Origin of the sequence: Amycolatopsis sp. NPDC088138 (assembly GCF_044741685.1) — a bacterium.
In the GTDB taxonomy this organism is placed as follows: Bacteria; Actinomycetota; Actinomycetes; order Mycobacteriales; family Pseudonocardiaceae; genus Amycolatopsis.
Genome location: NZ_JBIUTB010000001.1, coordinates 980,512 through 994,854, shown reverse-complemented (window position 1 = coordinate 994,854; position 14,343 = coordinate 980,512). Strand labels below are relative to the sequence as shown.

General features: G+C 72.9%; 9 protein-coding genes. 7 read left to right on the top strand and 2 right to left on the bottom strand.

The window, feature by feature from the left end:
* Positions 1 to 10 precede the first annotated feature (10 nt).
* The 7 genes from ACIOD2_RS04590 (at position 11) to ACIOD2_RS04560 (ending at position 7,017) form a co-directional block, all read left to right on the top strand.
* The gene (locus tag ACIOD2_RS04590; RefSeq protein ID WP_400534377.1) at positions 11 to 943 is read left to right on the top strand and encodes a kinase; all 933 of its coding nucleotides are present in this window, start codon (positions 11 to 13) and stop codon (positions 941 to 943) included.
* A gap of 5 nt (positions 944 to 948) precedes the next feature.
* A complete protein-coding gene (locus ACIOD2_RS04585) occupies positions 949 to 1,977 on the top strand; it encodes a pyridoxal-phosphate dependent enzyme (RefSeq protein ID WP_400534374.1) in 1,029 nt (342 codons plus the stop codon).
* Entirely contained in the window at positions 1,977 to 3,176 is a 1,200-nt protein-coding gene (locus ACIOD2_RS04580) for an ATP-grasp domain-containing protein (RefSeq protein WP_400535402.1), read from the top strand. Before ACIOD2_RS04585 ends, ACIOD2_RS04580 begins: the two co-directional genes overlap by 1 nt.
* Positions 3,173 to 3,301, top strand: a complete 129-nt coding sequence (locus ACIOD2_RS04575; protein WP_400534371.1) for a hypothetical protein — start codon at positions 3,173 to 3,175, stop codon at positions 3,299 to 3,301. The genes ACIOD2_RS04580 and ACIOD2_RS04575 overlap by 4 nt, the downstream gene beginning before the upstream one ends.
* Positions 3,298 to 4,785: an argininosuccinate lyase gene (gene argH, locus ACIOD2_RS04570; RefSeq protein ID WP_400534369.1), complete on the top strand. Its 1,488-nt coding sequence runs from the start codon at positions 3,298 to 3,300 to the stop codon at positions 4,783 to 4,785. The genes ACIOD2_RS04575 and argH overlap by 4 nt, the downstream gene beginning before the upstream one ends.
* Before the next feature lie 11 nt (positions 4,786 to 4,796).
* Positions 4,797 to 5,912 carry a GntG family PLP-dependent aldolase gene (locus ACIOD2_RS04565; protein ID WP_400534366.1) on the top strand — a complete coding sequence of 372 codons (1,116 nt, stop codon included), beginning with the start codon at positions 4,797 to 4,799 and terminating at the stop codon, positions 5,910 to 5,912.
* A gap of 604 nt (positions 5,913 to 6,516) precedes the next feature.
* Positions 6,517 to 7,017 carry a carboxymuconolactone decarboxylase family protein gene (locus ACIOD2_RS04560; protein WP_400534364.1) on the top strand — a complete coding sequence of 167 codons (501 nt, stop codon included), beginning with the start codon at positions 6,517 to 6,519 and terminating at the stop codon, positions 7,015 to 7,017.
* Positions 7,018 to 7,044: 27 nt separating this feature from the next.
* On the opposite strand, the gene ACIOD2_RS04555 is transcribed toward ACIOD2_RS04560, so the two are convergent.
* Positions 7,045 to 9,930: a family 78 glycoside hydrolase catalytic domain gene (locus tag ACIOD2_RS04555; protein WP_400534361.1), complete on the bottom strand. Its 2,886-nt coding sequence runs from the start codon at positions 9,928 to 9,930 to the stop codon at positions 7,045 to 7,047.
* Positions 9,927 to 14,162, bottom strand: a complete 4,236-nt coding sequence (locus ACIOD2_RS04550; protein WP_400534358.1) for a glycoside hydrolase family 3 C-terminal domain-containing protein — start codon at positions 14,160 to 14,162, stop codon at positions 9,927 to 9,929. Before ACIOD2_RS04550 ends, ACIOD2_RS04555 begins: the two co-directional genes overlap by 4 nt.
* Between the last annotated feature and the right edge of the window lie 181 nt (positions 14,163 to 14,343).

The following is a 14,343-nucleotide window of genomic DNA, read 5'->3' as shown; positions in this document are numbered from 1 at the left end:
GGAGAACGCCATGACCGAGGACCTCGCGGTCGCCGCACCGGCCCCCGCCACCGTCACCGACCCCCGCGCGGGCAGCTTCCGCGTCGACGCCCACCACGGCGAGATCCTGCAAGGGGTCTTCGTCACCGGCGACAAGCTGCGCCGCGGCCTGGTCACGCTGCCCTGCCCGCTCTACAGCACCCGCGCCACCTTCTTGCCCACCGAAGACACCGGTACGACCGTCCGGCCGGCGTGGCGCAGCAAGGCCCGCCGCGCGGCCGACCTGACACTCGCCCGGCTCGGGTACCCGGTCCCGGGCGGGCTGCTCGACATCACCAGCGACATCCCGCTGTGCCGCGGGTTCGGGTCGTCGACGGCGGACGTCACGTCGGCGATCGGCGCGGTGCTCGCCGCGACCGGCCGCCGGCTCGCCCCGGCCGAGGTCGGCGCGCTCGCCGTCGAAGCCGAAACCGCGTCCGACTCCCTGATGTACGGCGGCCGCGCGGTGGTCTTCGCGCACCGGGAAGGCGAGCCGATCGAAGACCTCGGCGAGCTGATGCCGCTGTCCGTGCTGGGTTTCGGCACCAGTCCCGGCGGCCGCGGCGTCGAAACCCTGGAGCTCCCGCCCGCGCGCTACACGTCGTGGGAGATCGAGGCGTTCCGTCCGCTGCGCGGCCTGCTGCGCCGGGCCATCCACGACGGTGACGCGCGGCTGCTCGGCCGCGTCGCCACCGCCAGCACCCTGCTCAACCAGCGCCACCTGCCCATCCCGGGCCTCGACGACGTCCTCGCGGCCGCCCGGGCCGCGGGCGCCACCGGGGTCCAGGTGGCCCACAGCGGCGACGTCGCGGGCCTGCTGTTCGACACCGCCGACGCCGAAACCCCGGCCCGGCTGGAGTTCGCCGCGACGCGGCTGGCCGCGCTGGGCGTGACCGAGACCTGGCAGTTCGAAACCGAGAGGTGAGTCCGATGACCCTTGCCGCCCCCGTCAGCCGGTCCGTGGTGGAAGCCACCGAGCTGCCCCGGATCATCCGCATCCGGCCCAACTTCCACGTCGCCGCCTTCGGCCTGATGAAGCTGCTGCCCGCCCGGTTCATGCTCGACCGCGCCGAGGAGCGCGGCGATGTCGGCCCCGGCACGACCATCCTCGAGACGTCGTCGGGCACCTTCGGCCTCGGCCTCGCCATGGTCTGCCGACTTCGTGGCTACCCGCTCACCATCGTCGGCGACCCGGCGATCGACGCGCCGCTGAAGCGCCGCCTCGAGCACCTCGGTGCCCGCGTCGAGATCTGCCCGAAGCCCAGCCCGGTCGGCGGGTTCCAGCGCGCCCGGCTCGACCGTCTCGAGGAGCTGCGTGCCGAGTACCCGAACCACTGGGTGCCCGGCCAGTACAGCAACCCCGACAACCCGGCGTCCTACGCGCTGGTCGCCGAGCAGCTCGCCGAGACGATCGGCGTGCCGGACTGCCTGGTCGGCGCGGTCGGCTCCGGCGGGTCGACGTCCGGCACCAGCTCGTTCCTGCGGATGCTCGCCCCCGAGCTGAACCTGATCGGCGTCGACACCCAGCGCAGCGCGATCTTCGGCCAGCCGGACGGCCCGCGGGTGCTGCGCGGGCTCGGCAACAGCCTGGTGCCGCCGAACGTGGCCCACGAAAGCTACGACCAGGTGCACTGGATCGGCGCCGCGGAGGCGTTCGCCGCGACTCGCGAGCTGTACGCGCGGCACTGCCTGTTCATGGGCCCGACCAGCGGTGCGTCCTTCCGGGTCGCCGACTGGTGGTCGCGGCAGCACCCGGACGCCACCGTCGTCGCGCTGCTGCCGGACGAGGGTTACCGCTACCAGGACACCGTCTACTCCGACGAGTGGCTGCAGGCCCAGGGGCTGGCGCACCCGGGCGCGGCCGAGCCGTACGAGGTCGTCGCCCCGGCCGAGCCCGGCGGCTCGTGGACGTGGCTGAACTGGGGCCGGCGCAGCCTGGCCCCCGTCGTGGCGGCGTGATGCGCACCCTGCTGCTCGTCGAAAGCAACACCACCGGCACCGGACGGCTGTTCGCCCGCCGCGCCCGCGAGCTCGGCTACGAGCCGGTGCTGGCGGCGGCCGACCCGGACCGCTACCCGTACGCGGCCGAGGACGGCGTCCGCGTCGTCCAGGCCGACACCGCCGACCCGTGCGCGGTCCTCGCCGCCGACATCGGCCAGCCGGCCGGCGTGACGACCAGCTCGGAGTACTTCATCCCGGTCGCGGCCCGGATCGCGGCGAAGCTGGGCCTGCCCGGTCCGGACCCGGACGCCGTCACCGACTGCCGCAACAAGGCCTATCAGCGCGCCACCCTGGCGGCTATGGCGCCGAAGTGCACGGTCGTGACGTCGGTGGCGGCGGCCGTCGCGGCGGCCACCGAGTTCCCGGTGGTGCTCAAGCCCGCGGAGGGCTCGGGCAGTGTCGGGGTGCTGCGGTGCGAGACACCCGAGTCGGTCGCCTCCCAGGCGGCGGCCCTGCTTTCGGTGACGCACAACGAACGCGGCCTGCCGGTGCCGGCCCAGGTGCTGGTGGAGCCGTACGCGAGCGGGCCGGAGTACTCGATCGAGCTGTTCGGCGACGTCGTCGTGGCGGTGGTCCGCAAGCGCCTCGGCCCGGCCCCGTTCTTCGTCGAGGTCGGTCACGACACCCCGGCCGCGCTGCCGCCGCCCGACGAGACGGCGCTGGCGGACACGGCCCGGGCGGCCGTGAGCGCCCTCAGGCTCGGGTTCGGCGCCGCGCACGTCGAAATCCGGCTCACCCCGGACGGCCCGCGCCTGATGGAGGTCAACCCGCGCCTGGCCGGCGGGATGATCCCCGAGCTGGTCCGCGCGGCGACGGGCGTCGACCTGGTGGCGGCGCAGGTGGCGGCGGTGCTGGGTCTCGAGCCCGACCTGCGGCCGGACCGGCGCGCGTGCGCCTCGCTGCGGTTCCTGACCGCGTCGTCGGCCTCGGTGCTCGCGGCGGGCGACACGATCGCTGCGGCCGCCGCGGTGCCCGGAGTCGTGCAGGCCCGCCTGTACCGGCCCGACGGCACTGTCGTCCGGCCGGCCCGGGACTACCGCGACCGGGCCGGGCACGTCCTGGCCGTGGCGGACCGGCCCCGCGCCGGCCGTGCGGCCGCGGTGGCGGGACTGAACGTGCTGCGCGAAGCCCTGATCCCCGAAAGGGAAACCCGATGACCCTGCGGTTCCTCATCACCACCGTCGCCCGGACCACCGAAGCCCGCGCCGACCGCGCGCGCGACGACCGGGAGCCGGACCGTCCCGAACCCCACCCGGACACCCCGGAAGGAGCACCCCGATGACCATCGCCAAGAGCGGCACCGGACGACTGAGCAGCCCGGTCGCCGCCGCGGCCCGGGAAATCCTCTTCGACCGCGACACCGCACCCGCTCCCGACCCGATCGCCGCCGAGCTCGACCTGATCAGCCAGGTCGACCGCGCCCACGTCGTGATGCTCGCCGAACGCGGCATCGTCGACGCCGGCCGCGCCGCCGAGCTCCTCGCGGGCATCGAAAACCTGCGGGCGCACCGGTTCGCGCCGCTGCACGAGGTCCCCGCACCCCGCGGCCGCTACCTCGCCTACGAGTCGTACCTGATCGACACCCTCGGCGCCGAGATCGGCGGCGTCCTCCACAGTGGACGGTCCCGCAACGACCTCAACGCCACCGTCGTGCGGCTGCGGCTGCGGGAGCCGCACGAGCGGCTGCTCGCCGAGTCCGACGCGCTCGGCCGCGCCCTGCTGGAGCGCGCGCGGCGCTGGGCCGGCGTCACCATGCCCGCCTACACCCACCACCAGCCCGCGGTCCCGATCACCTACGGCCACTACCTGGCCGGGGTGGCGAGCGCGCTGGTGCGTGACGTCGAAGGCCTGTGGCAGGCCGGGGCGGAGCTCGACCAGAACCCGCTCGGCGCGGGCGCGGTCGGGGGCACCTCGCTGCCGGTCGACCAGCACCGCACGACGGCGTTGCTCGGCTTCGCGGCGCCGCTGGCGAACTCGCTGCACGCCGTCGCGTCGCGGGACCTGGTGCTGCGGCAGCTGTCCGCGGCCACCGTCCTCGGGGTGCTGCTGTGCCGCGTCTCGCACGACCTGCAGGCCTGGACCAGCGCCGAGGCCGGGCTGCTGCGGCTGGCCGACGACGTCGTCGGGTCCAGCTCGATGATGCCGCAGAAGCGGAACCCGTTCCTGCTGGAGCACGTCCAGGGCCGGGCGCTGGCACCGCTCGGCGCGTTCACGGCGTCGGCGAGCGCGATGGCGACCGCACGGTTCACCAACGCCATCGCCGTCGGCACCGAAGCCGTCGCCCCGGCCTGGTCGGCTCTCGAAGCGGCGACCGACGCCGTCGTCCTGCTGCGGCTGGTCGTCGAGGGGGCCGAGCCGGTGCCCGAGCGGATGTACGAGCGCGCCGTCGACGGCCAGACCGCGGCCACGCACCTGGCCGAACGGCTCGTCGACGCCGGGATGCCGTTCCGGCAGGCGCACCACGAGGTCGGCGCCGTGGCCAAGGAAGCCCTCGAAGCCGGGCTGCCGCTGCACGAAGTCGCCCGGACCCGGCTGGCCGGGCAGCCCGGCCACGTCCTCGCGGCCCTCGACCCGGCCGAGGTCGCGCAGCACGCGGCCCACGGCGGGGGACCGGCACGGGAGTCCGTGCTTGCCGCCGTCACCGAGGCCGAGACGGCGTTCGCCCGTATCCGCGCCGACGTCGAGGAACGCCGCTGGCGCTGGAGCCAGGCCGAGGTCGGCCTCGACGACGCCGTCCGCTCGCTGATCGACACCCACCGACCCTGAGGAGCCCAGTCATGACCACTTTCGCCGACGACCTCGCGACCCTGCGCCCGGAGACCGTGCCGGTCCAGGACACCCACGTCGAACTCCGCAGCGACACCTTCACCCTGCCCACCCCGGCGATGCTCGAAGCCGCCGCGCGCGCCCCGCTCGGCGACGACGTCTACGGCGAGGACCCGACCGTGGACCGCCTCGAGCAGCTTGCGGCCGAGCTGCTCGGCAAGCAGGCCGGCTGCCTGATGCCGAGCGGCACGATGGCCAACCTGACCGCGCTGCTGGCCCACTGCCCGCGCGGCGGCAAGGCGATCGTCGGCCACGAGTCCGACGTGTACGTCTACGAAGCGGGTGGCGCGTCCCTGTGCGGCGGCATCGTCTACGACCCGCTGCCCAACCTCGCCGACGGCACCATCGACCCGGCCGCGATCGCCGAGGCGTGCGCGGTGGACCGCACCGACCCGCAGATCGCGCCGCCGGCGGTGCTGAGCCTGGAGACGCCGCAGAACCGGTGCGGCGGGCTGCCGCTGCAGCTGGACTACCTCAGCGAGGTCTCGCGGCTGATCCGCTCGCACGGCGTCGCCCTGCACCTCGACGGCGCGCGGCTGTTCAACGCCGCGGTGGCGCTGGGCGTCAGCGCGGCGGAGATCGCCAAGCACGCGGACACGGTGCAGATCTGCCTGTCGAAGGGCCTGTGCGCGCCGATCGGCTCGGTACTGGTCGGTGACCGCGTGACGATCGCGGCGGCCCGCCGAATGCGCAAGATGCTCGGCGGCGGCATGCGCCAGGCCGGGATGATCGCGGCCTGCGGCATCGTCGCGCTGACCGAGATGACCGAACGCCTGGCCGACGACCACGCCCGCGCGGCCCGGCTGGCCCGCGGTCTCTCGCGCGTCCCGGGTGTCCGCCTGGACCCGGGCCCGCCGCTGACGAACATGGTCTTCTTCAAGGTCCGCGACGACCGCTACACGACCCGCACCCTGATCGAGGCGGCTCGCCGCCGCGGCATCAAGGTGGAGGAGCTGGGCACCGACCGCATCCGCGCGGTCACCCACGCCGGAGTCGACGACGACGCGATCGACCGCGCGGTGACGGTGTTCGGCGAGCTGCTCGGCCCGTCCGCCGGCCTGCGGTGAGGATCCGCCCGCGGGGTCTGCCGGCCCCGCGGGCCGCCGGTCACGTGCATCGACGCCGGGCTTCGAACGGGCTGGCGCCAGGCTCGTCGCAGCGGAGTTTGCGGTGGTGCTGTTCAGCTACGGCAGGGGCGGAGCAGGTTCCGGGAGCGGACCAACAACGACCCGGTCCCCGCTTAATGACCCACAAAAGACGTCACTCGCCCCAAACCGAACGAGGCCCGCCGGTACCCCTTGGCGGACAAGGGAAGGCGGGCCTCGTGGTGCGTGTCCGAGTGGGACGGCCGGTCACCGGGCGGGTGTGCCGGTGGTGGCGGCTTCCCGGCGCTTGCGCTGGATGGCTTCCTGCTGACGTTGCAACTTGTCGTGCCAAGCTCCTGAGTCGTTCATGATCTTCTCCGGGTGGGCGAGGCGTGCGGCAGTCCGGCGAGAGCGCCGCGGCCGGTGGGGTTTCGCTGTGTCGCAGAAGTACCCAGCCGCTGCGGGAGTCAATCACCTTTCATGCCTTCCACCAGGCAATTGGTCCGCTCGGACGATGCCGGTCACAACCGCGGCCCGGGGTGCGTCATAGCGGTGGCAAGACCAAGATCCGGAAAGGAAAGCCACCGTGGAGACCTCCACCACCCAGGAAACCCTTCAGTCGCGCCTGGCGAACCCCGCCAGGCTCGTGCCCGAGCTGGGGAAGATCGGCGCGGCGTTGTTCGCGGCGACCGGCAACGGCGCGATCCCGCAGACCACCATCAGCCTGGTGCAGCTGCGGGCCGGGCAGATCGTCGGCAACACCTACCTGACCGCCTTCCACACCGCGAACCTCCGCAAGGCCGGGGAGCCCGAGGCACGCATCAACGCCGTCGCGTCCTGGTGGGACGCGCCGCACTTCACCGACGCCGAACGGGCCGCGCTGGCGGCCGCGGAAGCCGTCTTCACCGCCAGCCCGCACGGCGAGCGCGTTCCCGACGAGCTGTACGCGCGGTTGTCCGCGCACTACGACGAGAAGGCGATCGCCACCCTCGCCATCGGGCTCGGGCAGGTCGGTTTCTTCATCCCGCTGGCCCTCATCGGCAAGCCGCTTCCCGGGGTCTCACCCGCGGAGCAGTGGCGGGACTGACCGGCACGTCTCAGGGGTGAGCACACCTCACCTCTGAGACGCCACGAACGTGTAGTGCCCGCCGGTCGCGGTGTAGGTCGCGTAGCCGTCGGCGAACTTCCCGAACCGCGCGCCCCGGCCGCCGCTCACCCGGTTCGCCGCCACCGCCGGGACGTCGATCGTCGCGGTCGTGCCCGGCGGCACGGTCACGTCCAGCACGAGGGTGCGGCCTTCGATGCGCCAGCCGCTGCCGATGGTCCCGTACCGCGTGCGCAGGCTCGCGTTCGCGTGGGTGAGGCCGCCGCCGGGCTGCGGGTGCACGGAAAACCGCTGGTAGCCGGGGTGTGCCGGGTCGCCGGTGAGGCCCGCGACGGTCGTGTACATCCAGGTGCCGACGGCGCCGTCCACGGCGTGGTTGAACGAGTTGCCGTTCAGGTTCGGGTTGAAGCCGCCGCCGGGGAGGATGCCGTCCCAGCGTTCCCAGACCGTGGTCGCCCCGTGCGCGATTTCGTAGCCCCACGACGGATACGTGGTCTGTTCGAGCAGGGTGTACGCGACGTCGGTGTGCCCGGTTCCGGACAGGACCGGCAGCAGCCACTGGGTGCCGACGAACCCGGTCGTGAGGTGGTCGCCCGCCGCGTGGATCAGGCCCACGAGCCGGTCGGCCGCCGCGGGCCGCTGCGGGGAGGGCAGCAGTCCCAGGTGCAGGGCGAGCACGTACGCCGTCTGGCTGGTCCCGGCGATCGAGCCGTCGGCCGCGACGTACCTGGCGTTCCACGCGGCCGTGACCTGGTCGGCCAGGTCGTCGTAGGCCGCGGCGTCGTCGTGGTTGCCGATCGCGTCGGCCATGCGCGCCAGGATCCGCGTGTCGTAGGCGAAGTAGGCGGTCGCGATCAGGTCGTTCGGTGTCGGCTGGCCGACGTTCATCCAGTCGCCGGCCGGGGCGAAGTCGGCGGGCAGGATCAGGCCGGTGCTCTTCGCCCGCATGGCGTCGACGTACTTCCGCATGGCCGGGTAGCTGGTCCGGACGATGTCGAGGTCGCCGTAGCTCTGCCAGGTGACGTACGGGATCACCACCCCCGCGTCACCCCACCCGCCGCCGTACCCGCCCGCCGTGGTCCACAGTGGAGCGACGTTGCCGAACACCCCGTCCGCGGTCTGGCTGTCGATCAGGTCGCGTTCCCACTTCGTGTAGAAGCCGTCGAGGTCGCGGTTGAACGTCGCGGTCGGGGCGAAGAAGTCGGCGTCGCCCGCCCAGCCGAGGCGTTCGGTGCGGGCGTTGGTGTCGGTCGGGACGGAGAACAGGTTGTCCCGCTCGCTCCAGGTGATGTTCGACTGGAGCTTGTTGATCATCGGGTCGGACGTCGAGAAGTCGCCGATCACCGGTGCGTCGGTGCCTTCGACCACGCCGGTGACGTCGGCGAGGGCCGGTTTGCCGGGATAGCCGGTCACCTCGACGTACCGGAAGCCGTGGTAGGTGTAGTCGGGCTGGAACGCCTCCGGACCGCCGCCGCGCAGCGTGAACGTGTCGGTCTGGGCGGCGTAGCGGTACGGCGCGGGCCCGGCGGCGAGGTTGTCCGTGTACAGCGATCCGTCCGGGTTGACCGCCTGCGCGTGCCGGAGGGTGACGGTGGTCCCGGCGGCGCCGGTCAGCCGCAGCCGCACCACACCCGAGATGTCCTGGCCGAGGTCGAAGACGTACGTCCCGGGCTTCGGCTGGCTGACGCCGATGGGCCGCACTGTGCCGGTGACCCGCACCGGCGGCCCGATCTGCGGCACCAGCCTGCTCGACCGGCTCGGCAGCACCGTGACCGGGGACCAGCCGGCGCCGGTGAATCCGGGCCGGTCCCAGCCGGGCTGCTCCTTGCGGGCGTCGTAGGACTCGCCCTGGTAATTGTCGGCCGCGGTCACCGGCCCGGTTTTCGACGCCTGCCAGGAGTTGTCCGTGGTGACGAGCTCGGCCGAGCCGTCGGTGTAGGTGATCCGCAGCTGCGCCCAGAGCGCCGGCGCCGTGCCGTCGTACTGGCCGGGCCCGAACCAGCCGACGTCCCCGGCGTACCAGCCGGGCGCGAGCTGGGCGGCGATCGCGTTCGCGCCCCTGCCGAGAAGGCTGGTGACGTCCTGGCTCTGGTACTGGACCATCGTCCGGTAGTTGGTCCAGCCGGGGGCGAACAAGTCGTCGCCGACGCGCTTGCCGTTGATGCTGATCTCGTAGATGCCCAGCGCCGAGGAGTACAGCTGGGCGCTCTTCACCTTCTTCCGGAGGCTGAACTCGTCGCGCACGCGAGGCGTCCCGCCGTCCGGCTTGAGCAACGCGTCCCCGTTGGTGACGTCCAGGCCGTCGGCGCCGATCGTGCCGCCGCTGAAGGCGTTGGGCTCGCCGGGGGTGAACGCGTCGTGGAAGAGCTGCTGCCCGGTGGACGAGGTGACGGTGAGCCCGCGGTAGGTCGCGTCCTCCGTCGGCGACTCGCGGAAGCCGATGCTTCCCTGGGTGTAGGTGGAATCCTGGGTGGTGTCGACGGTGACCCCGTCCACGGCGGTCGTGATCGTGCTCCCGGCCGCCGTGACACGCAGGTGGTGCGACGCGTGGATCGCGCCGGGTCCGATGTCCAGCGGCGTCTCCGACACCGAGGCGACACCCCCACCGGCCCAGACGTGCTTCTTGAGCACGGGCACGGCGCCGGTGACGTTGATCTGCCACATGTAGGAGTTCCCGGCGTTGCCCTGGGTGCGGAAGTACAGGCTCGCCGCCTCCCGCACGACCGTGAGGTCGACGTCGACGGTGTAGTCGGTCCACACCGGGTCGGCCAGCCCGACCCAGTCACCTTTGCCGAGGTCGGGGCCTGACGGCTTGCCAGCGGCCGACGCCGGCGGCTGGACCAGGGCGAGCAGGAGGACGACGAGGGCCGCGGTCGCGGACGTCCGGCGCGTCATGCGACGGCCAAGGCGAACACGTGCAGGCGGGTGCCGGCCTGGTCGCCGGTGACGGCGGCCGGCAGGGTCACGTACGCGACCGTCTTGCCCGCGGTCAGCGGCACCTGCGTCGCGTAGACGCTCACCGCGGTCTCCGCCGGGTACGGGCTCCCTGGTGGCCGGTTCCACCGGCCGGTGGCGGCGACGAGCTCGTTGCCGGGCAGGGGCGTGCTCGGCGTCCAGTTGGTGAGCCCGAGCGTGAACGGCGCGGTGCTGCCGTCGGTGTAGGTGATCGTCCCGGCGCCCGAGCCGCTCCCGTTGTTGGCCGCCCCCAGGAACCACAGCTGGGAGCCGCTCTTGCCGACCGCGATGTGCTGTCCCGCCGCGACGACGTTGTCGGGTGTGGCCGACGGCCAGGTGAAGGTGACGGGTCCGTGCGTGACGGGCTTCCCCGCCGAGATCCCGGCGTCGGCGAGGGCCTGGGCGGAGTAGCTGTAGCCCGAGCCGTCGAAGTTCGCCGTCTGCGGTGCCGAATCGTCGCTCACCGCGGTGTTGTCGTAGGCGTCGGCGAGCGTGCCGAACAGCAGCGGCAGGGCGAGGGAGCTTCCTTGCAGCGGCCGGTCCCGTCCCGACGAGCTGACGGTGCCGGACAGGTCGAGCGACGCGGACTTCGCCCCGCTGCCGACGGCGACGGTCAGCTGGGTGGTGGACGTCGCTCGCGGGCGCAGTGCCACCGACACCTGCGCCGGCGTGACGGTCACCCCGGCCGGGGCGTCGACGTGGGCGGCCACCGTGACGGGCGCGTCGGTCGTGTTGCGCAGGGTGAGCGTGGCCCCGAAGCTCGTGCCCGGCTGGGCCATCTTGGTCGCCGACGTGAACTGCGCCGCCACCAGCGGGCCCACGGTGACCTGCAGCCCGTTGCTCGCGCGGTAACCCCCGTTCGCGGTCGCCGTGGCGGCCAGGCGCCACAACCGGCTCTGGGCGTCGGCCGGCGGGGTCACCAGCCACGACGTCTGCAGCCGGGCGCCCGGCAGGGCCAGGGCGAACGTCGCCGGGGTCAGCGGTTTCGCCTGCCAGCCGCTCGGCAGGTCGAGGCCGAGCTGGACGTGGGTCAGCAGCTGCGTGCCGCCGGGGGTGAGGGTCGTGGTGACGACGTTGCCGTGCCCGGGATCGAGCGCCTGGGGCGCGGACGCCGTGACCGTCCGCGCGCCGGTCGACTGGAGCAGCGTGTAGGACGACGTCAGCGGCAGGTTCCGGGACGAGTCGCCGACGAACAGCCGGTAGGTGCCGGGGTTCGTCGTCCAGGTGTGGGCCTTGCCGTCCCAGGTCTGCAGGTCCGACGGCGCGACCGTGAACGTGACGCGCTGGGACCGGCCCGGCTGGAGGGTGACGCGCTGGAAACCCTTGAGCTGCTTGGGCGGCTCGCCGGAGTTCGCCGGATCGCCGACGTAGAGCTGCGCCACCTCGGACGCCGTGCGCGTGCCGGTGTTCTTCACCGTCGCGGTGACCTTCACCGGGCCCGAAGTGACGGCGAGACGCGGTGAGACGTCCAGGTCGCTGAAGGAGAACGACGAGTACGTCAGGCCGAAGCCGAACGGGAACAGCGGTGTCAGGTTGTGGGCGTCGTACCAGCGGTAGCCGACGTTCAGGCCTTCGCTGTAGTTCAGCGACGTCGTGTTGGTGGAGACGTCGACGGTCCCGGGGTAGCGGGCGGGATCGGCGGTCGGCAGCTGCGCCATGCTCGCGGGCCAGGTCTGCGGCAGCTTGCCCGAGGGGTTGACGTCGCCGAAGAGCACGGACGCCAGCGCCGCGCCGTTCTGCTGGCCGCCGTACCAGGACTCGAGCACGCCGCCGACCGAGTCGAGCCAGGGCATGAGCACGGGCGCACCGGTGTTGAGGACGACGATCGTGCGCGGGTTGGCCGCGGCGACGGCGGCGACCAGGTCGTCCTGCGCGCCGGGCAGGGTGAGGTTCTGCCGGTCGCCGTCCTCGCTCTCGTCGTCGTTGACCACGACGACGGCGACGCTGTCCTGCTTGGCCAGCGCCGCGGCCGCTTCGATCGCCTTGACGTCGGGGACCTGCCAGCCGAGGGTGACCGAGCCGTTGCCGGGCGGGCTGGTCGGCGTGCCGGCCACGGGCCCGGTCGGGCCGTTCACCGGCTGGTAGTTCTCCACGGTGATCGGCGTCTTGACCCCGCCCTGCAGGCGGATCGCGGAGACGCCGGGGCCGTACTGCGCCCAGTCCTGGAACACCGGCTGGCCGCCGACCGTCATCCGGACACCGCCGGTGTTGGCCATCGAGAAGGTGTAGGTGCCGCTGACGGGTGCGGTGAGGAAACCCTTCCACCGCACGGAGAACCCGGCTGGGTTGACCCCCGGACCCGGCGCCTGCGTGTAGTGGTCGTCGACGTTCGGCTCGACGCGGGTCAGCGCCGGCTTGCCCGACAGGTCGAGGTTGTTGAAGTACTCGGTGGTCAGGCCCGGCTGCCCGCCCGCCGTCGTGAACTGGGCCGCCGGCACGGTCGGCAGCTTGTCCGTCACCCCCGGGACGGTCAGGCCCGTGTGCGCCAAGGGGACGCCGTTCGCGGACACGGTGAGTTCGGTGATCGACCACCAGCTGGCGTCCGTGCCGGTCTGCACGACCTTGACGTACCGCGCCTGCTGCACCGGGAAGGTCGCCGTGACCAGCTGCCCGGTGCCCGTGCCGGTCGCGACCGGGCTGCCCCACGACGTCCCGTCGGTGGAGAGGTAGACCTCGTACCCGCGGGCGTAGTCGGTGCCGTTGCCCGCGTCGAGGGTGACCTTGTCGATCGGGTGGAGCCCGCCGGTGTCGACGCTCACCCACTGCCCGGCGGCCATCGGGACGCCGCTGGACCACCGGGTGGCCGGGTTGCCGTCGACCATGTTGCGCGGCTGGTCGCCCGCGCTCGCCGAGGACGACGCGTTCGCCGTCCAGGAGCCGGCGTAGTCCACCCGGCTCGCGGTGCCCAGCCGGCCGGCGATGCCGTCGGCGACGGTGACGACCGAAGCCGGGTCGACCGGCACGTGCGAGCTGCCCCCGCCGCCGGTGATCGGCGCGTCCTTCGCGGCCGCCCCGATGACCGCTACCGACGGCGTCGCCGCGGGGTTCAGCGGGAGGATGCCGCCCTGGTTCTTCATCAGGACGGTGCCCGCCGCGGCGATGTCGCGGGCGGTGGCGACGTGCTCGGCGGTGGTGGCCGTCGCGGACGGCGACCCGGCGGCGGTGTCGAAGAGGCCGTAGGCGAACTCCTCGGTCAGCAGCCGGGCCACCTTGTCGTTGAGCACGGCCATGCTCACCTGTCCGGAGCGGACGGCGTCGGCCAGCGGCTGCCCGAAGTTGCCCGGCGCCGGCATGGTCAGGTCGAGCTCGGCGTTCGCGGCCTGAACGGTGCTGCGGGCGCCGTCCCAGTCGGTGACGACGAACCCGTCGAAGCCCCAGTCCTGCTTGGCGGTGTCCTTGAGCAGGGTGGGGTTCTCGTTGGCGTGCACGCCGTTCACGAGGCTGGTGGCGGCCATGATGGACGCCGCGTTCCCCTGCTGCACGGCCTGTTTGAAGGCCGGGTAGTAGATCTCGTTGAGCGTGCGCTCGTCGATGACCGCGTCGGCGTTGTTGCGGTTCTGCTCGGTGTCGTTGGCGACCAGGTGCTTGAGGTCGGTCATCACGGAGTTGGACTGGACGCCCTTGACGTACTGGGTCGCCATCGCCCCGGCCAGGTAGGGGTCCTCACCGGCCATCTCGAAGACGCGGCCGCCGCGCGGGTCGCGCACGAGGTTGACGTCGGGCCCGAGGTTGACGCCGATCCCCTTGGTCTTGGCTTCGGCACCGACGACCTTGCCGTAGGACAGTTCGGCGTCCGGGTCCCAGCTGGCGGCGGCGGCCACCGGCGCCGGCATCGCCGTCGTCCCGCCCATGACCACGCCGGCCCCGCCGTCGTTGAGGTTCAGCGCGGGGACGCAGAGCCGGGGGATGGGCGCGACCACGCCGGCGTACCCGGGCAACTGGGAGCCGTGCGTCATCGACAGCTTCTCGTCGGTGGTCATCTGCGCCAGCACCTGGGCGGCCCGCTCGGCCGGCGCGGCCTTCGACCCGAGCCACGGGCACGCCGCCGTCCCCGGGGCGGCTGCCGTCGCCGCGGTGGGCAGCGCCATCGTGAGGAGCAACGCCGCCGTCACCCCGGCGGTCCAACGTCGCCGTGATCGGCCGGGCCGGTGCTCGCCGGTGAGCAGGGGCATGCGTCATCCTCTCGGACATTTTTGGCGCGACAATCTGCGTCCAGACGGGACTTATAACGTTTCAATCGAAGTCCGCTGAGCCTACGATCCGGATGAGCGCAGGGTCAAGACACGCTGGTCACCAGCCTTTGTCAGAAAAGCGGACAGCCACGGACAGCGTCACGCTGACGACCGTCCTGCA